We start from the raw sequence: 20,763 nt of genomic DNA on the forward strand, positions 1-20,763 counted from the left end.
CGGGGCCTTTTCCATTTCTGCCCCGTTCCGGGTTGAGCGACGGCTCTCCGGCGGCGGCATCCAGCACGGACGGGGCACGCGATGGCTGCACCGGATGAGGCAAAGCCGCAGGGCGAACCGCCGGCGCCGGCCGTTGCGGCGCCGTCGATCGCGCTGCCCAAGGGCGGCGGCGCGCTGCGCGGCATCGGCGAGCAGTTCACCGCCAACGCCGCCACCGGCACCGGCTCGCTCACCATGCCGATCGCCACCAGCCCCGGCCGCGCCGGCTTCGGCCCGCAGCTGGCGCTGGGCTACGACTCCGGGACCGGCAACGGCCCGTTCGGCCTCGGCTGGAGCCTGTCGCTGCCGGCCGTCACCCGCAAGACCGACCGGGGCCTGCCGCGGTACCTCGACGCCGAGGAGTACGACGTCTTCGTCCTGTCCGGCACCGAGGACCTCGTCCCCGACGGGCCGGACGCGGTGCTCGACGGTTACGCGGTGCGCCGCTACCGGCCGCGCACCGACAGCGGCGCCAACCGCATCGAGCGCTGGAGCCGCATCGGCACACCGGCCGACGTGCACTGGCGGGCCGTCACCGCCGACAACCGGCTCACGATCTACGGCCTCGACGACGCCGCCCGCATCGCCGACCCCCTCGACCCGGGCCGGATCTTCTCCTGGCTCATCAGCGAGACCCGCGACGACCTGGGCAACGCGATCCTGTACCGCTACAAGGCCGAGGACGGCGCCGGCGTCGACCCCGGCCGGGCCAGCGAGCGCAACCGCGGCCGCCCCGATGACCTTCGCCGCACCGCCAACCGGTACCTCAAACGCATCCACTACGGCAACCGCACCCCGCTGCTGGACGCCGACGGCCGGCGGCCCCGCTTCCTCGACCCTGCCCAGATCGAGCGGCAGCTCGCCGGCGACGGCTGGATGTTCGAGGTGGTGTTCGACTACGGCGAGCACGACCCCGCCGCGCCGGCGCCGGGCGAGGCGGGCCCGTGGGCGTACCGCGGCGACCCGTTCTCCTCCGCCCGCGCCGGCTTCGAGGTGCGCACCACCCGGCTGTGCCGGCGCGTGCTCATGTTCCACCACTTCCCGGCCGAGGAAGGGGTCGGCCGCGACTGCCTCGTGCGCTCCACCGACCTCGCCTACGCCGACGACGGCGAGCCCTACGCCCGGCTCGCCGCGGTGGCCCAGACCGGCTACCGCCGCTCCCCCGCCGGCGGCTACGACCGGCGCAGCACCCCGCCGACCGAGCTGGGCTACACGCCGGCCCGCATCGGCGAGCGCGTGCAGACCCTGGAGCCCGGCAGCCTCGCCGACCTGCCGGCCGGGTCCGGCTGGCAGTGGGTGGACCTTCACGGCGACGGCGCGCCCGGGCTGCTGAGCGAGCAGGCCGGCGCGTGGTGGTACAAGCGCAATCTGAGCCCGATCGGGACCGGCGCCCGGCTCGCGGCGTTCGAGCGGGTCGACCCGCAGCCCCTCGCCGGGCTCGGCGCGGGCGCCGCGCTGCTGGACGTCGGCGGCGACGGGCAGCTCGACGTCATCGTCATCGGCGCGCCGGCGCCCGGGGTCTACGAGCACGACGACGGCGAGGGCTGGGCGCCGTTCCGGCCCTTCCCGTCGGCGCCCGGGCACGGCCTGCGGGACCCGGGCACCCGCCTCGTCGACCTCGACGGCGACGGCCACCCCGACCTGCTGGTGACCGAGGACGAGGCGTTCGTCTGGTACCCCTCGCTGGCCGCCGACGGCTTCGGCCCCGCCCGCCGGGTCGGCTGGGCCCTCGACGAGGAACACGGTCCCCGCGTCGTCTTCGCCGACCCGGCGCAGTCCATCCACATCGCCGACTGCACCGGCGACGGCCTCGCCGACATCGTGCGCGTGCGCAACGGCGACGTCTGCTACTGGCCCAACCTCGGCCACGGCCGGTTCGGGGCGAAGGTGGCGATGGACGACGCGCCGGTGTTCGACGCCGCCGACCACTTCGACCCCGGCCGGCTGCGCCTCGCCGACGTCGACGGCAGCGGCCCGGTCGACCTCGTCTACCTGCACGCCGACGGCATCCGGCTCTACGTCAACCGCTCCGGCAACAGCTGGGGGCCGCCGCGCACGCTGCCCGCGCCGCGGGTCGACGACACCGCCGACATCGCCGTGTTCGACCTGCTCGGCGCCGGCACGGCCTGCCTGGTCTGGTCCTCGCCGCTGCCCGGCGACGCCGGCCGGCAGGTGCAGTACGTCGACCTCATGGCGGCCGGCAAGCCGCACCTGCTGGTCAGCCTCGACAACAACCTCGGCGCCGAGACCCGCATCGACTACGCCCCGTCGACCCGCTTCGCCCTGCGCGACCGCGACGAGGGCCGGCCGTGGCCCACCCGGCTGCCGTTCCCCGTGCACGTCGTCGAGCGGGTCACCACCCTCGACCACGTCAACCGCGGCCGGTACGTCACCCGCTACGCCTACCACCACGGCCACTACGACGCCGCCGAGCGCGAGTTCCGCGGCTTCGGCCTCGTCGAGCAGTGGGACGCCGACGAAGGGGCCGGCGCCCCGCCGACGCGCACGGTCACCCGGTTCGAGACCGGGGCCGGGCCGCTACCGGACGCGGTGCTGCCCGACGGGCTCAGCCTCGACGAGGAGCGCGAGGCCCGCCGGGCGCTGCGGGGATCGATGCTGCGCCAGGAGGTGTACGGCGAGGACGGCTCGCCGGTGGCGGCGGTGCCGTACACCGTCACCGAGCAGCGCTTCACCGTCCGGCTCGTCCGGCCGCGGGGCGCGAACCGGCACGCGGTGTTCCTCACCCACCCGCGCGAGGCGCTCACCCACCACCACGACCGCGACGCCGACGACCCAAGGGTCGAGCACACGCTGACGCTCGAGGTCGACGAGTTCGGCAACGTCCTCAAGCGGGCGGTCGCCGCCTACGGCCGCCGCCCGGCCGCTGCGGGCCTGGCCGCGCTCGACCCGCCCGACCGGGCCCGGCAGACCACGACGCTGGTCACCTACACCGAGCACCGGTTCACCAACGCCGTCGCGACGCCGGACACGTACCGCACGCCGGCCGAGGCCGAGTCGACCGTCTACGAGCTGACCGGCTTCACGCCGACCGGGCCGGACGGGCGGTTCCGGGCGGCCGACCTGCTCGGGGCCGCCCCGGTCGAGGTGCCGTTCGAGGCCGAGCCGGCCGCCGGGCCGTGCCGGCGCCGGGTCGAGCACCTGCGCACGGTGTACCGCCGCGACGACCTCGCCGGGCTGCTGCCGCTCGGCACGCAGGAGACCCTCGCCCTGGCCGGGGACACCTACAAGCTCGCGTTCACGCCCGGCCTGCTGACGAAGGTGTACCCGCAGCCGCCGGCCGACGTCGCCGCCGCGCTCACCGAGGGCGGGTACGTCACCGACCCCGACGGCACCTGGTGGCGGCCGTCGGGCCGGGCGTTGCTGAGCCCGGGCCCCGGCGACGAGCTCGCGCACGCCCGCGCGCACTTCTTCCGGCCCCGCCGCTACCGCGACCCGTTCGGCAACGACGCCTTCGTCGACTACGACGCCGACGAGCTGCTACTGGCCCAGACCCGCGACGCGCTCGGCAACACCGTCACCGTGCTCGGCAACGACTACCGGGTCCTGGAGCCCCGCCTGGTGCGCGACGCCAACGGCAACCGGACCGAGCTGGCGTACGACATCCTCGGCCACGTCGCCGGGACGGCCGTGATGGGCAAGGCCGCGCCGGCGCCGGTCGAGGGCGACTCCCTCGCCGGCTTCGTCACCGACCCGGACCAGGCCGCCGTCGACGCCTTCCTGGACACCGCCGACCCGCGCCCGGCCGCGGCCGGGCTGCTGGGCGACGCCACCAGCCGGTCCGTGTACGACCTGCACCGCTTCGCCCGCACCCGCGCCGCGCACCCGGACGACCCGGCGCAGTGGCAGCCGGCGTGCTCGGCGACCCTCGCCCGCGAGACCCACGCCGCCGACGGCCCGGCCGCCCGCATCCGGCTCGCCTTCGCCTACTCCGACGGCCTCGGACGGGAGATCCAGCGCAAGGAGCAGGCCGAGCTCGGGCGCTTCGTCGCCACCGGCTGGACGATCTTCGACAACAAGGGCCGGCCGACCCGCCGGTACGAGCCGTTCTTCGGCGACCACCGCTTCCAGTTCGGCGTCGAGGCCGGCGTGAGCGCCGTGCTCTTCTACGACCCCGCCAATCGGGTCGTCGCCACCCTGCACCCCGACCACAGCTACGACAAGGTGGTGTACGGCCCGTGGCGCCACGCCACCTACGACCCCAACGACACCTGCGCGGCCCGGGGCCGCGAGACCGGCGACCCGCGCAACGACCCCGACGTCTCCGGCGTCATGGCCGGCTACTTCCGCGGGCAGCCGGCGGACTGGGCGACGTGGCACGCCCAGCGGGCCGGCGGCGCGCTCGGCCCCGACGAGCAGACGGCGGCCGAGCGGGCGGCGGCGCACGCCGACACGCCCGCCGTCGCGCACGTCGACCCGCTCGGCCGGACGTTCCTGACCGTGGCCGGCAACCGCGTCGCCTGCCCCGGCCACGACCTCGACGGGCGCGAGGAGACCGTCGTCGTCAGCCGGGTCGACCTCGACATCGACGGCAACCAGACGGCCGTGCACGACGCCGGCCGGGTCGTCATGCGCCACGCCCACGACCTGCTGCGCAACCGCATCCACCAGGCCAGCATGGAGGCCGGGCCGCGGTGGGTGCTCGGCGACGTCGCCGGCCGGCCGGTCCGCGGCTGGGACGGGCGCGGGCACGCGGTGCGCACCGCCTACGACGCCCTGCGCCGGCCGGTCGAGCGGACCGTGCGCGGCTCCACCGCCGACTCCGACCCGCGCACCCTGAACCGCGACGTCGTGTTCGAGCGCATCGAGTACGGCGAGTCCGTCGCCGGGGCCGAGGGGCTGAACCTGCGCACCCGCATCTACCGGCAGTTCGACGGCGCCGGGGTGCTCACCCACGCGCGCCTCGACGCGGCCGGGGCGCCGGTCGAGGCGTACGACTTCAAGGGCAACCCGCTGCGCGTCACCCGGCGGCTCGTCGCCGGCCACCGGGCCGTCGCCGACTGGTCGGCCGCCCCGGCGCTATCGCCGGAGTCGTTCGCGGCCGCGAACCGCTACGACGCGCTCAACCGCGCGGTGCAGACCGTCGCGCCGCACAGCGACCGGGCCGGCGCGACGGTGCAGGTGTCGCAGCCGCGGTACACCGAGGCCGGCCGCGTCGACCGGATCGACGTGTGGCTGGAGCGCGCCGCCGAGCCCGCCGACCTGCTGGACCGGGCGGCCGAGGCGCCGTCGCCGGTCGGGGTGACCGGCGTGCAGTACAACGCCCGGGGCCAGCGCGTCCGCGTCGAGCACGGCAACGGCGTGCACACCGACTACGACCACGACCCGGCGACGTTCCGGCTCACCGGCCTCGTCACCACCCGCGGCGCGGACCCGCTGCAGAGCCTGCGCTACACCTACGACCCCGCCGGCAACATCACCCACGTGCGCGACGACGCCCAGCAGGCCGTCTTCTTCAACAACCGCCGCGTCGAGCCGGGCAACGACTACGTGTACGACGCGCTGTACCGGCTGATCCAGGCCGGCGGCCGCGAGCACCTGGGCCAGCTCGACGGCGGCGCCCCGCGCCCGCCGACGCCGCCCGGCGGCTTCGACGCCTTCCACACCGGCCTCGACCACCCCGGCGACGGCGCGGCGATGGGCACCTACCTCGAGCGGTACGTCTACGACAACGCCGGCAACATCCGCCTGCTCCAGCACCGGGGCAGCGACCCCGCCCACCCCGGCTGGACCCGCGCCTACGACTACGAGGAGCCGAGCGCCCTCGAGGCCGCCGTCAGCAACCGGCTGACCCGCACCACGGTCGGCGCGACCACCGAGGCGTACGCCCACGACCCGCACGGCAACCTGCTGCGCCTGCCGCACCTCGGCACCGGCGGGCCGGACCCCAACCTGCACTGGGACTACGGCGACGCGCTGCGGCAGGTCGACCGGGGCGGCGGCGGCACGGCGTTCTACGCCTACGACTCCGCCGGGCAGCGGGTGCGCAAGGTCTGGGAGAAGGCGCCCGGCCTGATCGAGGAACGCATCTACCTCGACGGGTTCGAGCTGTTCCGCCGCCACTCCGGCGCGATCGACCCGGCGGCGCCGGCGTTCGAGCGCGAGACGGTGCACGTGACGCTCGCCGGGCACCGGGTCGCGCTCGTGGAGACCCGGACGGCGGACGCGGCCGGCACCGACCGGGCGCCGCGGCGGCTCGTGCGCTACCAGTACGTCAACCACCTCGAGTCCTCGGCGCTGGAGCTCGACGAGCAGGCCCGGATCGTGTCGTACGAGGAGTACTCGCCGTACGGCGACACCACGTACCAGGCGGTCCGCTCGCGCACCGAGACCGCCAAGCGGTACCGTTACACCGGCCGCGAGCGCGACGAGGAGAGCGGCCTGTCGTACCACGGCGCCCGCTACTACGCGCCGTGGCTGGGCCGCTGGACGAGCGCCGACCCGGCCGGCCTGGTCGACGGCCTCAACCTGTACTGCTACGCCCGCTGCCGCCCGTCCGTGCTGCTCGACCCCACCGGCACCCTGTCCGGCTCGGAGCAGGAGGTGGCGCGGATCCTGCTCTCCGCCGCGACGCTGAAGCAGGCGGCGGACGCGGCGTCGGCCGCGCGGGCGGTGACGGGCGCGGCCAAGGGTGTCGAGGTCGTGAACGAGCTCTCCAAGGTGCCGCGGGCCGTGGGGGGCACGGGTCTCGGTGGCAGTGCCGGCGGTATCGCGGGCGGGGGGTTCGTGGCGTCCCAGGTGGCCGCCTCCCTGGCGATGGCGGGCGCCGTCGCCCTGCACATGTACCGGTCCACCTCGATCGCCCGCTACGGCAACCCCTACAACATCGCACCGCAGAACGCCGCGTTCCCGGTGCTGAGCCAGGCGCAGCAGCTGCGGGAGTCGCCCTATCCGCTGCCGGAGCCGGCGCCCGACGACCGGCAGCAGCGCAAGCCGCGGATGGGCCGGATCTACGTGACCTACACGAAGTACAACCACGCCACCGGGCGCTACTACTCGGGCCGCACCAGCGCCGAGATCGACCTCAACAAGCCGTGGCGGCCGCAGGCGATCGCGGCGATGGAGAACCGGGACGCCAACCACCACATCGAGGACGAGGCGATCGAGCCCAAGGGCGCCGACTTCGACCCCGCTCAGCTCGACATGTACGCCGTCGGCTTCGCGCAGGACTATGCGGAGCGCTACCGCGACTTCGGCTACCATGCCATCCGCGGCCGCGAACAGCAGCTCATCGACGACTACGGGCTCAGCAAGGCCAAGGATCTCGGCGTCACCGACTTCAAGGGCGGCGCCCGGACCGACACCCTTCCCGGCCCCATCCTCACCGAGAACAAGGTCCGCGGCGTGGCCAAGGACAGCCTGCTCGGCGAGGCGTTCCACGCCGCGTCCGACCTGGCGTTCGGCCCGCTCGCGCCGTACACCGGGATGAAGCTCAAGGACGCCGTGAAGGCGTACCTGCAGTGACCGATGAAGCTGGAGCACACATGGCGACAGAGCCCGCCGGGACGTTCGTGCGGATTCCGCTGTCCGACGGTTCGTTCGGCTACGGCCGGGTGCTCGAGCACCCGTACATGGCCTTCTACGACCTGCGGACCGCGGAGCCGTCGTCCGACCTCGACGCCGTCGAGGCCCGGCCGATCCTGTTCCGGCAGGCGGTGCGCCGCCGCGGGGACGCCTGGCCGGTCATCGGCCGGCGCGACCTCACCGGCGCCGCCGCCGAGCCGGTCGTGCAGTTCACGCAGGACCGCGCCGACTGGCGCAAGTGCACCATCTTCGACACCGCCGGCCTGGAGCGCGCGGCCACGCCGCAGGAGTGCGTGGGGCTCGAGCGGGCGGCGGTGTGGGACATGCCCCACATCGAGGAGCGGCTGCTGGACACCTTCGAGGGCCGCCCGAACGGCTACGAGGTCCGCGCCCGCGTGCGGCTGGGCCCCGAGTAGTCAGCCCGCGGCGAGGTAGCGCAGGCCGCGCCGGAGGAACGATCGCGGGTTGGGCTCGACGTGGCGGGCCCACGCCGGCGCCGCCTCGTCCCGCAGCCAGGCGTAGCGGGCCAGCGCGTAGCCGTACATGGGCTCGGTGAGGTAGCCGAGGCGGGTCCGGCTGGTGCGGGCGTACTCGCCGCGCGCCTCCCGCGAGTAGTCGAACGAGGCGTTGGCCGAGAACACGCCCAGCCCGAAGAACACCGTCAGCAGGTCGGTGAGCGGCTCCTGGTCCTCCCGGCCCGGGTCGACCCGCCCGTCGCCGAGCAGCAGCACGTGCCCGAGCTCGTGGGCGACGGTGGCGACGAGCGCCATCGGCCGCGCGGCGACGTCGCGCCGGATGGCGACGACGGCCCGCCCGCCCCGCTCCCGGTAATGCCCCGCGGCGCCCTTCCAGGCGTGGATGACGGGCACGTGCGCCGCGAGCTGCGGGTCCTCGTCGGGCTCGTCGTGCTCGATCTCCAGCCGCCCGGGGTCCACGCCCATGTGGTGGCAGAGGCGGTACACCAGCGCCTCCACGTCGTGGCGGGAGCCCTCGTAGGCGCCGGGGAAGTGCTCCTCGGTCGGCAGCAGCACGGTGCCGCGCAGCCGCGGCTGCCCGAACTCGCCGACGAACCAGTCCAGGTTGCGCTCGATCCAGTCCCGCTCGACGTCGCGCACGGGACACTTCGGCCGGCCCCACACCACAACCGCTACGGTAGCCGCGCCGCCCACACGGGCACGCAGGCTAGCGCGTCGACCGCATCCGGGCGCGTCACCACGTGCCGCAGTACGTGCGGTCGGCCGGCACGGTGATGTCCAGCGCCGACTGCAGCGGTTTGATCTGCAGCGAGAACGCGACGCCGCCGCACTGGAAGCGCTCGGTGAGGCCGCCCGGGGCCGGGTGGACGTTGGCCGAAAGCCACTGGACCGCGGCGTCGACCGAGGTGTCGGCCGCGGGCAGGGCGGCGCGGCCGCACCGGGCCAGGAAGGCGAGGTCCTCGGCCGTCATCGGCGTCGTGCCGGTCGAGTTGACCTCACACCTGATCTCGTACACCACCTGCCGCGCATGCACGACGGAGAGCCGCGCGCCGGCGTTGGCGTCGGCGAGGACGACGGTGACGTGGTCGGCGCCGTCGACCGTGACGTTGTCATCGGGCATCGTCAGGCCCAGTCCGGCCAGCCACGGGTCCAGCGCGACCGGCAGCTGGTGGGCCGGGTCGCAGCCGTCGGCGCGCAGCGCCAGGCAGGCCGGGCGGCTCGGGCGCGGCGCGGCGTCCTCGGCCTCCCGGTCGGCCTGGGCCTGGTTGGCCGAGCGCAGCTGCAGGCCGATGTAGATGGCGGCGGCCACCAGGATTGCGCCGGCGACGGCGCCGGCCACGGCCAGGATGGGAAACGACCGCCCGGCGGGCGGCGCGGGCTCCTCGTCGTCGTCTTCGAGCGGTTCGGGTTCGGACACGGTGCCGTTCATATCACGGCGATCGTTTCCACGCCGACCGCTTTCATGTGACGCAGGCGGCTGGGCAGCGGCGGCACCCGCAGCGCGCCGCCGCACGCGTCGAGCTGCCGGCGGATGTCGCCGCCCCAGAGCGTCCAGGTCCAGCCGGGCCAGTGCACCGACCGGTCCCGCAGGGCGCCCTCGAGCCGGTCGATGCACCACAGGGCGGCGGCGCGGGCGGCCGGGTCGAGGTGCACGCCCCAGCGCGGCAGCTGCGTGCGCTCCAGGCCGGCGAACCCGGGGCCGAGCGACGCGACCTGCTCGGCCGTGGTGTACGCGATCGCCGTCGGGTCGTAGCCGGCCAGATACAGCTCCAGCGAGCCGTCGGGGCGCCGGATGCTCAGTGCGCCCTCCTCCGGATCGTCGGGCCAGTCGGCGAGCCGGCCCGGGCCGCGGAACAGCGCCGAGACGTCCGGGAGCTTGGCCGGGTCGGGGACCTCGCGGCGCAGCGGGCCGGCGTCCAGCCCGAGGTACTCGGCGACGTCGAGAATCCCGTCGAAGGCCCACCGCACCCGCCAGCCCGGCCACGCCTCGACGAGCCCGGCGAGCCCGTCGACGAACGTGCCGTAGTCGTCGGGCCGCTCGAAGGCCAGCAGCACCCGCCGGTCGTGGTCGATGACGGCGGCGCCCTCGCAGTACACGTCGCTCATGAGCTCGTCGTCGCGCACGACGCCCCGCCACTGCAGCGCCTCGACGGTGTTGGGCGGCGGCGGCTCGGACGGCCGCAGCGCCTCGGCCGCCGCCTCGGGCCCGCCCAGGAGGTCGGCCACGATGCGCTGGCCGCCCCACCGCGACCACCCGATGGACGTCTCGCCCCGCTCGATGACGACGTAGTTCGCCCGGTGCCCCATGGGCGAGATGCTGCCGCAGCCCCGGCCGGCGGCGCGAGCGAGTATCTTGACGGGCGGGCAGGGAGGTGGGCATGGCGGCGGCGACAAGGCGATTCGCGCTGCGGCGGGCCCACCTCGACGGTGGCTTCTGTCCCGTCCCGCCCGAATGGGCCGGGGCGTCCGATTGGGCCGGGGAGTCCGTCACGGTCGTGCTCGACCATCGGGCGAGGGGCGTCACGCCGGCCCGCGAGACGTTCGCGGCGCAGTGGGACGACGACGGCCGCCTCGCCGGCGTCACCTGGCCGGACGACCTGCACCCCGGCTCGGTCGTGGCCGTGGTGCGCCACGCCGCGCGCGGGGAGATCGTGGTGCGCACCGCGGTGCTCGACGAGCCGATGCGCATCGACGGCGTCGGCTACTTCCACGAGTACGACCCGGTCGTCGTCACCCGCGAGGTCGCGCCGGGGGTGTCCAACCGGGGGAAGGTCATGCATGCGGTACGCCGCCTCGGCCGCGTGTTCGACGACGGCAGCGCCGTCTTCCCCGAGGACCAGCTGACCGCCCGGGCGGGGCTCGGCCGCGGGACCAAGGGCACGTTCCTGCTGCGCAACGCCGTCGAGCAGCTGATCCGCGAGGGGTTCGTCACCCGGGTCGAGGGCAGCCTGGGCGCCGACGCCACGCCGTCGTACCCGCCGGTGGACGGCGAGGAGCGCGCGGCGATGCTGTTCTACGCGCCGCTGATCGAGCCGGCGGCCCGGCCCGGCGAGGAGGAGGGCGGCGAGGCCTCCGAGCGGCGCGAGCACTGGGTGAGCGGGTTCATCCGCAAGCTGCCGCCCGGCGCGCAGCCGTCGCCGCGGTCGCTGTCGCTGTATCAGCAGGCGGTCGAGAACGAGCAGTTCAGCGAGGAGCTCGCGCCGGGGTACACCTTCGTGAAGAAGCACCACCGCAACGGCTGAGGCCTCAGGACGGGCCGCCCAGCAACGTTTGGCACATCGTATCGGCCAGCCACTGCCGGAAGCGGTCCTCGGCCCAGCCCCGCTCGGACACCAGCGCCGCGTAGTGGGCCGGGTCGTTGTAGATCCACACGATGTCGGTCGCGGTGTCCGCGTCGAGGTGCGGCGCGAGCGGCCCGAGTCGCTGCGCATGCGCGACGACCATCCGCGCGCCGGCCCGGCGGTTGTCCTGCAGGGTCGCCCACAGCTGCGCCGCTTCGGGCGCGTCGTCGGCGGCCCGGCGGACCGCCTCGAACAGCGGCGCGGCCCGGCGGCCGATGACCAGGCAGACCTCGGCATAGGCGGCGAAGACGGCCGCCGGCGTGGTCGCGCTCCAGACCGGCTGGAACCAGGGCCGCTCGGCGACCGGCACGGGGGCGTCGTCGCCGGCGAGGCCCTGGTCCAGGACCTGCCCCAGCAGGGCGCCCTTGGAGCCGAACGCGGCGAAGACCGTCGGCCGGGCGACGCCGGCCGCGGTGGCGATGTCGGCCAGCGAGGTGGCGGCGTAGCCCCGTTCGACGAACAGCGCGCCGGCCGTGGCCACGATCGCCTGCCGGGTGCGGCGGGCTCCTTCGCTGCGCGTCGCCGAGCTGTACCGCCGTCGTGGCTTGTCGTTGACATCACCCATGGAGCTGACCATACTAGCAGAATATTCAATAGACACCGTCATATCGAAATGGAGCTGAGGGCGATGACCGAAACCGCACCCCTCCGGCCGTACATCCGCGGCCGCGACGACGGCGAAGCGCTGTGGTTCCTCGGCAGCCTGGTGACGGTCAAGGCGTCGGGCGCCGACACCGGCGGCCGGCTGACCGTCGTCGAGTTCGCCAACCCGCCCGGATTCGCACCACCGCTGCACCGGCATCTCGAGGAGGACGAGATGTTCTACGTGCTGTCGGGCACCGCACGCTTCCACTGCGACGGCGAGGTCATCCCGGCCGGGCCCGGCGACTTCGTCCTGCTGCCGGCGCGGTTGCCGCACTCGTTCGTGGTGGGCACCGACGAGCCGTTGCGCACGCTGCAGATCACCACGCCGTCGGGCTTCGAACACTTCGCGCGGGAGGCCGGCGCGCCGGCCGGCGAGCGACGGCTGCCCGACCCGGGACCGATCGACCCGGTGGCACTCGGGCACGCCGCGGCCCGGCGCGCCATCGAGCTGCTCGGCCCACCGCCGCTCGCCTGACCGCCCCGGCTCCGCGAGGCGCGGCCGCGGCCCGGCATAGGATCGCCCGGTGCGCATCGGAGTCCTGCTGTTCCCCGCCGACCCCTGGCCGCAGACGCTCGCCCGGGCCCGGCACCTGGAATCGCTCGGCTACGCGCACCTGTGGACCTACGACCATCTTTCCTGGCGGCGGTACCGCGACCTGCCCTGGCACGCCACGATCCCCTGGCTGACGGGGCTGGCCGCGGCGACCACGCGCGTGCGGCTCGGCACGATGGTCACCTCGCCCAACTTCCGCCACCCGGTCACGCTGGCCAAGGACGCGATGACCCTCGACCACATCAGCGAGGGGCGCCTCACCCTCGGCGTCGGGGCCGGCGGCACCGGCTTCGACGCCACCGTCCTCGGCGGCGAGCCCCCGGCGCCGCGGGAGCGCACGGCGCGCTTCGTCGAGTTCACCGAGATGCTCGACGGCCTGCTGCGCGAGCCCGCGTACAGCCGCCGCGGCGAGTACTACACGGCCGACGAGGCCCGGATGATCCCCGGCTGCGTGCAGCGGCCGCGCCTGCCCCTGGCGATCGCCGCCGCCGGCCCGCGGGCCCTGGACCTGACGGCTCGCGTGGGCGACGCGTGGATCACCTACGGGGACCCCAACGCCACCGACCGCCCCGCGGCGGCGACGGAGGCGGCGGTCCGCGCCCAGGCCGCGATCCTCGACGAGCGGTGCGCCGCGCTCGGGCGGGACCCGGCCGCACTGGACCGGTACTTCCTCGTCGGCAACACCGACGAGCGCCCCCTGGCGAGCGTGGCGGCGTTCGAGGACTTCGCCGGCCGCTACGAGAGCCTCGGCTTCACCGACATCGTCTTCCACGACCCGCGCCCGGGCGACCCGGTCTTCACCGAGGACCCGGAGATCGCCGACGCCATCGCCGAACGCATGCTGTAAGTCGTTGTAATCCTATGGGATTAGTAGACATACGGCCTCCGCGCCTCTATCGTTGCTGGCGTCGGCCCACCGGCTGACGCCGGCGGAGGTGCGGCCCATGAGTACTGACGACGTCGACGTGGTGGTCGTGGGCGGCGGGGCGATGGGCTCGGCGGCGGCGTGGCAGCTGGCCCGGCGCGGCGCCTCGGTGGTCCTGCTGGAACGGTTCGCCGCCGGCCACACCAACGGCGCCTCGCACGGCGCGTCCCGCATCTTCCGCCTGTCCTACGCCGACCCGGTGTACATCGGCCTGGCCAGGGAGGCCGAGCGGCTGTGGCGGGAACTGGAGCACGTCACCGGCGAACGGCTGCTCACCGTCACCGGCGGCGTCGACCACGGCGACCACCCGCACCTGCGCGAGCTGGCCGCCGGGCTCGCCGCCGCGCGCGTGCCGCACCGCTGGCTGACCCCGCGCGAGGCGGCGCAGCGGCCGTCCTGGACCTGATACCGCGCAGCAGCGGCGACAGCACCGCCACCGCGGTCGGCAACGCCGTGGACCTGGCCCGGCAGGCCGAGCGCTTCGGCTACCGGCGATACTGGTTCGCCGAGCACCACCTCAACCCCGGCGTGCTCGGCGCTTCCCCGGCCGTCTCCATCGCGCTGGTCGCGGGCGCCACCAGCACCATCCGCATCGGCTCGGCCGGCGTCCAGCTCGGCCACCGCCAGCCGCTGGCCACCGTCGAGGAGTTCGGGCTGCTCGACGCGGTGTACCCGGGACGGCTCGACCTCGGCCTGGGCCGCTCGATCGGCCGGCCGAAGCCCGCCCCCGAGCGGGCCAACGGCGCCGGCCCGGCGACGGCCGCGGCCGTGTCGGCGTACGCGGCCGGCCGGGGTGGCGGCGCGCACGCCACCGAGCAGCGCACCGGCAACGGGCTGCTGCTGCCCAAGCAGTACGACTTCGGCCGCCTGCTCGCCACGTCGGCGACGAAGGTGGCCACCATCCTGCACCTGCTGCAGCAGCCCGGCGCCTACACCCCGGACTACGACTCGCAGGTCAGCGACATCCTGGCGTTCATAGCCGGCACGTACGTCTCCCCCGACGGCGTGGCGGTGCGCGCCTACCCGGGCGAGGGCGCCGCGCTCCAGGTGTGGATCCTCGGCGCGTCGGGCGGCTCCAGCGCCACCGTCGCCGGCGAGCGGGGGCTGCGGTTCGCGGCCTCCTACCACCACAGCCCGAGCACCGTCATCGACGCGGTCGAGGCGTACCGGGCCGCGTTCCGCCCGTCGGCTGGCCGATGAGTGGGCCCGGCGGGGTCACGCATGACCCCACGTCTTCGGCCGGACCGAGTTCGTCGGTACCCCGGCCCAGGTGGCCCAGCGCGTCGACGGCTTCGTGCAGCACACGGCTCGGACGGCTTCATCATCGGCTCGCACCTGACCCCGACCGGCCTGGACGAGTTCGTCGCTCGCGTCGGGCCGCTGCTGCGGGAACGCGGCTCACTGCGCACCGAGTACGAGGGCACTACGCTGCGCGACGATCCGGGCCTGCGCGGCGGGGCGGTCGGCGGCTCGGTGCCCGCCGTAGTATGAGGGCCGAACTCGATCGAGGGGGCCTTGGTGGCAGACGAGCAGGCGATGGCATCGCGGCTGGACACGTCCGTGCCCCATCCCGCCCGCCGCTACAACTACTGGCTCGGCGGCAAGGACAACTTCGCCGCCGACCGGGAGTCCGGCGACGCGGTCGTCAAGATCTTCCCCTCGATCCGCACCGCCGCCATCGAGAACCGCTACTTCCTGCGCCGCGCGGTCACGCTGCTCGTCGGTGAGCTGGGCATCCGGCAGTTCCTGGACATCGGAACGGGGCTGCCGACGGCGGACAACACCCACGAGGTCGCCCAGCGGCTGGTGCCGGAGTCGAGCGTGGTGTACGTCGACAACGACCCGCTGGTCATGGTCCACGCCCGCGCGCTGCTCACCGCGGCGCCCGGGGCCGGCCCGACCGACTACATCGAGGCCGACGTCCGCTCGCCGGAGCACATCCTGCGGGAAGCGGCCAAGATCCTGGACTTCAGCCGGCCGATCGGGCTGATGCTCATCGCGGTCCTGCACTTCATCGCCGACGAGGAGGACCCGCACGGCATCGTCCGCCGGCTGGTCGCCGCGCTGCCGCCGGGCAGCTACCTGGTGCTGTCGCACTCGACCGGCGACTTCCTGGCCCCGGAGGCGGTGCAGGCCTTCCGCACCGGCGCGATCCCGGTGTACCTGCGCACGCACGACGAGATCGTCCGGTTCTTCGACGGCCTCGACGTGCTCGACCCGGGCGTGGTGTCGATCTCCGAGTGGCGGGCCGAGGACGAGGTGCAGCCCCGCCCGGACGTGTCGGAGTCCTCGACGGACTGCGCGGTCGCCCGCATCCCCTAGGCTCGCCGCCGGCCGCGGCACGCCGTGGCGAGCTCGACCGGGTGGAAGCCGAGCTGCGGGTCGAGCTTATCGATCTTCGACCTCGAAGGTGGTCCCCAGCTCGGCCGTCGAGCTGCCGCCGACCCAGACGTCGAAGGTCGCGGCGTCGAGGACCCAGTCGCGCTCGGCCGGGTGCCAGTACTGCCGCTGCGCCGGCCCGATCGTGAACTGCACGCGGCGGGTCTCGCCCGGGGCGAGCACCACGCGCTCGAAGCCCTTCAGCTCCCGCACCGGGCGCGAGGCGCGGCCGTGGCGCTGGTGCAGGTACAGCTGGACGACCTCCGGGGCCTCCCGCCCGCCGGTGTTCGTGACCTCCACCGACACGGTGACGACGCCGTCCGGCGCCACGGCGGCGGGCTCGACGGTCAGGCCGTCGTAGGTGAACCGGCCGTAGCTCAGGCCGTGGCCGAACGCGTACAGCGGCGTGCTCTGCTCGTCCCAGTAGCGGCGGCCCTGGTTCTGCGGCTCGTGCGAGCGCGTGTGCGCGTAGTGGATCGGCACCTGGCCGACGGTCCGCGGCCAGGTGAACAGCAGCTTCCCGCCCGGCGAGGCGGCGCCGAAGAGCAGGTCGGCCACGGCGGCTCCGCCCTGGCTGCCGGGGTACCAGATGTCCAGGATCGCCGGCACGTGCTCGGCCGCCCAGCGCAGGTCGAGCGGGCGGCCGTTCATCACCAGCAGGACCGTCGGCGTGCCGGTCGCCGCGACGGCCTGCAGCAGCTCGAGCTGCCGGCCGGGCAGCTCCAGCGACGAGCGCGACGCCGCCTCGCCGATCATGTTCTGCCACTCGCCGGCGACGACGACCGCGACGTCGGACGCGGCCGCGAGCCGCACCGCCCGCGCGAACTCGGCCTCCTCGTCGAAGCCCTCGGGGTCGAGCGGGGTGTTGCCGCCGAACATGTCGAACAGCGACGGGAAGACGCGCTGCGACACCTGGACGCCGGGCGCGTACTCCACTCGGACCTTGTCGCCGGCCGCGCCGCGGATGCCGTCGAGGACGGTGACGGTCTCGTCGAGGTCGAAGTCGAACACCCACGGGCCGATGGTGTCGCGCTTGGAGTCCGCCAGCGGCCCGAGCACGGCGATCGAGCCGAGCCGCCCGGCGTCCAGCGGCAGCAGGTCACCCTCGTTGCGCAGCAGCACGGCGCCGCGCCGGGCGGCCTCGCGGGCGACCTCGCGGTGCTGCGGGTCGGCCAGGATCTCCCGTGCGCGGTCCGCGTCGACGTACGGCCGGTCGAGCAGCCCCAGCCGCAGCTTCGCCTCGAGGATGCGCCGCACGCTCGCGTCGACCGCGTCGCCGGTCTGCGGCGCCGCGGGCAGGTGCGCGTAGGCCGGCTCGGACACGGCCATCTCGAGGTCGACGCCCGCGACGACCGCGCGGGCGGCGGCGTCGGCCGGGCCGGCCGCGAACCCGTGCGTCTCGAGGTTCTTGACCGCGTTGGCGTCGCTGACCACGAACCCCTCGAAGCCCCAGGTCTCGCGCAGCACCTTGGTGAGCAGCCAGTGGCTGCCGGAGGCGGGGACGCCGTTGAGGTCCATGTAGGCGGTCATGATGTTGCCGGCCCCGGCCTCGACGGCGGCGCGGAACGGCGGGAAGTAGACGTTCCAGAGTTCGTACTCCGAGACGTTCGCCTCGTCGTAGTCGCGCCCGCCCAGCGCCGCGCCGTACGCCGCGAAGTGCTTCGGACCGGCGATGATCCCGCCGCCCTGGAAGCCGCGCACCTGGGCCGCGGCCACCGCGGCGCCGAGGAACGGGTCCTCGCCGGCGCCCTCGATGATGCGGCCCCAGCGCGGGTCGCGGGCGATGTCGACCATCGGCGCGAACGTCCAGTGGATGCCGACGGCACGCGCCTCGCGGGCCGCGACCGCCTGGCCGCGCTCGATCGTCTCCGGGTCCCAGGACGCGGCCATCGCGATCGGCACGGGCAGGATGGTGCGCAGGCCGTGGATGACGTCGTAGCCGAACAGCAGCGGGATGCCGTGCGGGTTGCCCTCGACCGCGAGGCGCTGCAGCCGGTTGATCTCGTCGGGGTCGGTGACGAACAGCAGCGACCCGGCCTCGCCGCGCCCGAGCGCCGCCTCGACCGCGCGCGGCTGCTCGCCGGCGTCGACGCCGAGCGCCGGGTCGGCCTCGCCCGGGAGCTGGAAGTAGAAGTACTGCGTGAGCTGCCCGGCCTTCTGCGCCGGCGTCATGCCCCGCAGCAGGTCCTCGATCCGCTCGTCCGTCATCCCGGGCCGCCTCGCTGTCGATCGCCGCCGCGGCCGGCCTCGCCGGCCGCCCGATGCCATTCTGGTTCGCCGATCGGCCGGCCGCCGGCAGCGCCGCGCCGGTGGGCCGTCCACCCGGTCGCGGCCGGCGAGCGCTCAGGTCGTGAGGGCGACCTTGCCGCCCGGGTGGCCGGTGCGCACCAGGTCGATCGCCGCGCGCGCCTCGGACAGCGGGAACGTGCGGGCGACCGGGACCTCCAGCCGGCCCTCGGCGGCCCAGGTCAGCAGGCGGCCGCGGACGCTGTCGCGGTACGCGGCGCTGGCCGGCATGGCCCCGCCGATGGCGGTGATGCCGGCCGCCCGCGAGCGGTCCGAGGCGACGATCGTGACGGCGCGGCTCGCGTCGGGCAGCAGCTGTGCCACCGAGTCGACCGCCTCGTCGGTGCCGACGGTGTCGATGATCGCGCCGATGCCGTCCGGCGCGGCCGCGCGCACCCGCTCGACGAGCCCCGGCCCGTAGGCGATCGGCTGGGCGCCGAACCCGCGCAGCAGGTCGAAGTTGTGCTCGCTCGCGGTGCCGATGACGGAGACGCCGTTGATCCGGGCCTGCTGCAGCACGCTCATGCCGACCGCGCCGGACGCGCCGTGCACGAGGATCGTCTCGCCGGGCGCCACCCGGGTGACGTGCAGGGCCTCGGCGGCGGTGGTGCCGGCCAGCAGCAGGTTCGCCGCGGCCGGGAAGTCCAGCGCCTCGGGCTTGGCGAAGACGTCCTTGGCGGGGACGGTGACGCGGGTGGCGTACCCCCCGCTGATCCGGAACGCGACGACCGCGTCGCCGGCCGCACCACCCCCGGAGGCGATCTCGGTGCCGGACCCGAGCGCGCTGAGCACCCCGGCGACCTCGTACCCGATCGGTAGCGGCAGCTCGACCTCGTCGCCGCGCGCGGCGGCGATGTGCTTGTAGTCGGCCGGGTTCACCCCGGCCGCCCGCACGTCGATCGTCACCTCGCCGGGCCCCGGGGGCCGCACCTCGGTCTCGACGAGCGTGAGGACCTCCGGGCCGCCGAAGTCCGGCGCGATCCATCGCAATGCCATGGCCTCCCCCTACCCCGTCAGCCGTCCCGCAACCTCGCCGACATGGTAGGCCTCCTCCAGGTGTAAACCGCTTGAGCGGCCGGGCGGGGGCTGGCACGGTAGTTGCTCGTGCCGCTGCGCTCCCCCGCCTTCCGGTGGTTCCTGGTTGGTCAGGCGGTCACGATGGCCGGCAGCGCCATGTCGCCGGTCGCCCTGGCCTTCGGCGTTCTCGAGCTCACCGGCAGCGCCGCCTGGCTCTCCGCGGTCACCACGGCGGCGGCGGTGCCGATGGTGGCGACGCTCCTGTTCGGCGGCGGCATCGCCGACCGCTACCGGCGCGACACCGTGCTCGGCCTGACCAGCCTCGGCGCCGGGCTCACGCAGGCCGCCGTCGCCGTGCTCCTGCTGGCCCACCAGCATCCCGCGCTCCTGCTGCCGCTGTCCGCCCTCAACGGTGTCTTCCAGGGGCTCACCCGGCCCGCCATGCGCGGCATCGTGTCCAACCTGGCGACCGGGCGGGAGCTGCAGTCGGCCGGCTCGCTGCTGTCGTCGGTGGGCAACGCCGCGCAGATCCTGGGCCCGGCCGCGGCCGGGCTGCTGACCGCCTCGGTCGGCGGGGGCTGGGCGATCGCCGTGGACGCCGCGTCGTTCCTGGTGGCGGCGGCCTGCTTCGCCCGGATGTCGCTGCCGGGCGGGTCGCGGCGCGGGGACGGTGGGCTGCGGGAGGGCTGGGACTACTTCCGCGGCAACCCGTGGATCTGGACCGTGACGCTGGCGTTCGCCGTGTTCAACGCCCTCAGCCGGGGCGTCTGGCAGATCCTCGGGCCGGTCATCGCCAGCGACACGATCGGCGCCGCGGGCTGGGGGCTGGTCCTGAGCGCCCGCGGCGTCGGGGCGCTGCTGGGCGGGGCGGCGATGCTGAGGCTGACGCTGCGGCGGCCGATGGCGCCGGCGCTGCTGTCGATGTCGCTGGCCGCGCTGCCGCTGATCCTGCTCGGTGCCGGCGTGCCCACGGTCTGGCTGGTCGCCTCGGCGTTCGCCGCCGGGGTGGCCACCGAGTTCTTCACCGTCGTGTGGACCACCGTGTGCAACACCCACATCCCGGAGCGGCTGCTGTCGCGGGTCGGCTCGCACGACGAGTTCTGGTCCAGCGCGCCGGCGCCGCTGGGGCAGCTGTCCGCGCCGCTGCTCGCCGCGGCGTTCGGCGCGGCGGGCACCGCGGTCGCCGGCGGGGCGGTGGCGGCGGTCGCGATCATGGCGCCGGTGCTGCTCCCGGCGCTGCGCCGGCTCGAGGTCAGCCGAAGGGCTCGCCCCGCCCGGCCCGGGCGATCAGGGACGGCGGCGGGGTGAAGCGCTCGCCGTAGCGGGCCGCCCCGGCCGCGCGGTGTGCGCAGCGCCTCGCGCACGAACGCGGTCATCGCCGCCCCCTCCACCGCTCGACGCCGACCCGCCGCCGGCCGCGCTGCGCCTGCCGCCGCGGCGCCGGCCCGACGCCGCGAAGCCGGCGATCGGGCGCGGCTCGCGCCGCGAGATCCTGCTCACCGAGGCCATCCGGCTGTTCCACCGGCAGGGCTACCACGCGGTGGCGTAACCGTCATTTAC

17 protein-coding genes are annotated in these 20,763 nt (G+C 74.9%); 11 read left to right on the forward strand and 6 right to left on the reverse strand.

The features are described from left to right. Positions 1 to 81: 81 nt before the first annotated feature. Positions 82 to 7,521: a SpvB/TcaC N-terminal domain-containing protein gene (locus tag ACQEVU_RS28315; RefSeq protein WP_433328716.1), complete on the forward strand. Its 7,440-nt coding sequence runs from the start codon at positions 82 to 84 to the stop codon at positions 7,519 to 7,521. Positions 7,522 to 7,541: 20 nt separating this feature from the next. Further along, complete coding sequence (locus tag ACQEVU_RS28320) at positions 7,542 to 7,997, forward strand: immunity 26/phosphotriesterase HocA family protein (protein WP_433328718.1); 456 nt, start codon at positions 7,542 to 7,544, stop codon at positions 7,995 to 7,997. Here the strand turns inward: ACQEVU_RS28320 and ACQEVU_RS28325 are convergent, their stop codons facing one another. The 3 genes from ACQEVU_RS28325 to ACQEVU_RS28335 all read right to left on the reverse strand — a co-directional run bounded on the left by ACQEVU_RS28325 (position 7,998) and on the right by ACQEVU_RS28335 (position 10,364). Next, complete coding sequence (locus ACQEVU_RS28325) at positions 7,998 to 8,723, reverse strand: hypothetical protein (protein ID WP_433328720.1); 726 nt, start codon at positions 8,721 to 8,723, stop codon at positions 7,998 to 8,000. Between the two features lie 67 nt (positions 8,724 to 8,790). Then, positions 8,791 to 9,474: a hypothetical protein gene (locus ACQEVU_RS28330; RefSeq protein WP_433328722.1), complete on the reverse strand. Its 684-nt coding sequence runs from the start codon at positions 9,472 to 9,474 to the stop codon at positions 8,791 to 8,793. Between the two features lie 8 nt (positions 9,475 to 9,482). Next, positions 9,483 to 10,364 carry a hypothetical protein gene (locus tag ACQEVU_RS28335; RefSeq protein WP_433328724.1) on the reverse strand — a complete coding sequence of 294 codons (882 nt, stop codon included), beginning with the start codon at positions 10,362 to 10,364 and terminating at the stop codon, positions 9,483 to 9,485. Between the two features lie 71 nt (positions 10,365 to 10,435). On the opposite strand from ACQEVU_RS28335, the gene ACQEVU_RS28340 reads away from it, so the two are divergent. Then, a complete protein-coding gene (locus ACQEVU_RS28340) occupies positions 10,436 to 11,299 on the forward strand; it encodes a hypothetical protein (protein ID WP_433328726.1) in 864 nt (287 codons plus the stop codon). A 4-nt stretch (positions 11,300 to 11,303) separates the two neighbouring features. Here ACQEVU_RS28340 and ACQEVU_RS28345 read toward each other — a convergent pair whose 3' ends face one another. Then, positions 11,304 to 11,963: a TetR/AcrR family transcriptional regulator gene (locus ACQEVU_RS28345; RefSeq protein WP_433328728.1), complete on the reverse strand. Its 660-nt coding sequence runs from the start codon at positions 11,961 to 11,963 to the stop codon at positions 11,304 to 11,306. Between the two features lie 63 nt (positions 11,964 to 12,026). Here ACQEVU_RS28345 and ACQEVU_RS28350 point away from each other — a divergent pair, with 63 nt between their 5' ends. From ACQEVU_RS28350 to ACQEVU_RS28375, 6 genes are all read left to right on the forward strand, one after another. Then, entirely contained in the window at positions 12,027 to 12,518 is a 492-nt protein-coding gene (locus tag ACQEVU_RS28350) for a quercetin 2,3-dioxygenase (RefSeq protein ID WP_433328730.1), read from the forward strand. Positions 12,519 to 12,567: 49 nt separating this feature from the next. Beyond that, positions 12,568 to 13,443, forward strand: coding sequence for an LLM class flavin-dependent oxidoreductase (locus tag ACQEVU_RS28355; protein ID WP_433328732.1), 876 nt, complete (start codon positions 12,568 to 12,570; stop codon positions 13,441 to 13,443). A gap of 97 nt (positions 13,444 to 13,540) precedes the next feature. Next, positions 13,541 to 13,927, forward strand: coding sequence for an FAD-dependent oxidoreductase (locus tag ACQEVU_RS28360; protein WP_433328734.1), 387 nt, complete (start codon positions 13,541 to 13,543; stop codon positions 13,925 to 13,927). Further along, complete coding sequence (locus ACQEVU_RS28365; protein ID WP_433335116.1) at positions 13,927 to 14,721, forward strand: LLM class flavin-dependent oxidoreductase; 795 nt, start codon at positions 13,927 to 13,929, stop codon at positions 14,719 to 14,721. Before ACQEVU_RS28360 ends, ACQEVU_RS28365 begins: the two co-directional genes overlap by 1 nt. Before the next feature lie 21 nt (positions 14,722 to 14,742). Beyond that, positions 14,743 to 15,012, forward strand: coding sequence for a hypothetical protein (locus tag ACQEVU_RS28370; RefSeq protein ID WP_433328736.1), 270 nt, complete (start codon positions 14,743 to 14,745; stop codon positions 15,010 to 15,012). Between the two features lie 45 nt (positions 15,013 to 15,057). Next, entirely contained in the window at positions 15,058 to 15,843 is a 786-nt protein-coding gene (locus ACQEVU_RS28375) for an SAM-dependent methyltransferase (protein ID WP_433328738.1), read from the forward strand. A 66-nt stretch (positions 15,844 to 15,909) separates the two neighbouring features. Here the strand turns inward: ACQEVU_RS28375 and ACQEVU_RS28380 are convergent, their stop codons facing one another. Together ACQEVU_RS28380 and ACQEVU_RS28385 are read right to left on the reverse strand one after the other, a co-directional pair. Then, positions 15,910 to 18,108, reverse strand: a complete 2,199-nt coding sequence (locus tag ACQEVU_RS28380; protein WP_433328740.1) for a glycoside hydrolase family 3 N-terminal domain-containing protein — start codon at positions 18,106 to 18,108, stop codon at positions 15,910 to 15,912. A gap of 135 nt (positions 18,109 to 18,243) precedes the next feature. Next, positions 18,244 to 19,182, reverse strand: coding sequence for a quinone oxidoreductase family protein (locus ACQEVU_RS28385; protein WP_433328742.1), 939 nt, complete (start codon positions 19,180 to 19,182; stop codon positions 18,244 to 18,246). A gap of 108 nt (positions 19,183 to 19,290) precedes the next feature. On the opposite strand from ACQEVU_RS28385, the gene ACQEVU_RS28390 reads away from it, so the two are divergent. Together ACQEVU_RS28390 and ACQEVU_RS28395 are read left to right on the forward strand one after the other, a co-directional pair. Next, complete coding sequence (locus ACQEVU_RS28390; RefSeq protein WP_433328744.1) at positions 19,291 to 20,511, forward strand: MFS transporter; 1,221 nt, start codon at positions 19,291 to 19,293, stop codon at positions 20,509 to 20,511. A 34-nt stretch (positions 20,512 to 20,545) separates the two neighbouring features. After that, a complete protein-coding gene (locus ACQEVU_RS28395) occupies positions 20,546 to 20,752 on the forward strand; it encodes a hypothetical protein (protein WP_433328746.1) in 207 nt (68 codons plus the stop codon). The last annotated feature ends 11 nt before the right edge of the window (positions 20,753 to 20,763 follow it).

It is taken from the genome of Dactylosporangium sp. CA-139066 (assembly GCF_050936175.1).
In the GTDB taxonomy this organism is placed as follows: domain Bacteria; phylum Actinomycetota; class Actinomycetes; order Mycobacteriales; family Micromonosporaceae; genus Dactylosporangium.

Excerpts from the sequence above, each read along its gene's own strand:
- ACQEVU_RS28385 (WP_433328742.1), bottom strand. The coding sequence starts at position 19,182 with ATGGCATTGCGATGGATCGCGCCGGACTTCGGCGGCCCGGAGGTCCTC.
- ACQEVU_RS28350 (WP_433328730.1), top strand. The coding sequence starts at position 12,027 with ATGACCGAAACCGCACCCCTCCGGCCGTACATCCGCGGCCGCGACGAC.
- ACQEVU_RS28380 (WP_433328740.1), bottom strand. The coding sequence starts at position 18,108 with ATGACGGACGAGCGGATCGAGGACCTGCTGCGGGGCATGACGCCGGCG.
- ACQEVU_RS28320 (WP_433328718.1), top strand. The coding sequence starts at position 7,542 with ATGGCGACAGAGCCCGCCGGGACGTTCGTGCGGATTCCGCTGTCCGAC.
- ACQEVU_RS28315 (WP_433328716.1), top strand. The coding sequence starts at position 82 with ATGGCTGCACCGGATGAGGCAAAGCCGCAGGGCGAACCGCCGGCGCCG.
- ACQEVU_RS28335 (WP_433328724.1), bottom strand. The coding sequence starts at position 10,364 with ATGGGGCACCGGGCGAACTACGTCGTCATCGAGCGGGGCGAGACGTCC.
- ACQEVU_RS28345 (WP_433328728.1), bottom strand. The coding sequence starts at position 11,963 with ATGGGTGATGTCAACGACAAGCCACGACGGCGGTACAGCTCGGCGACG.
- ACQEVU_RS28360 (WP_433328734.1), top strand. The coding sequence starts at position 13,541 with ATGAGTACTGACGACGTCGACGTGGTGGTCGTGGGCGGCGGGGCGATG.
- ACQEVU_RS28370 (WP_433328736.1), top strand. The coding sequence starts at position 14,743 with ATGACCCCACGTCTTCGGCCGGACCGAGTTCGTCGGTACCCCGGCCCA.
- ACQEVU_RS28375 (WP_433328738.1), top strand. The coding sequence starts at position 15,058 with ATGGCATCGCGGCTGGACACGTCCGTGCCCCATCCCGCCCGCCGCTAC.
- ACQEVU_RS28340 (WP_433328726.1), top strand. The coding sequence starts at position 10,436 with ATGGCGGCGGCGACAAGGCGATTCGCGCTGCGGCGGGCCCACCTCGAC.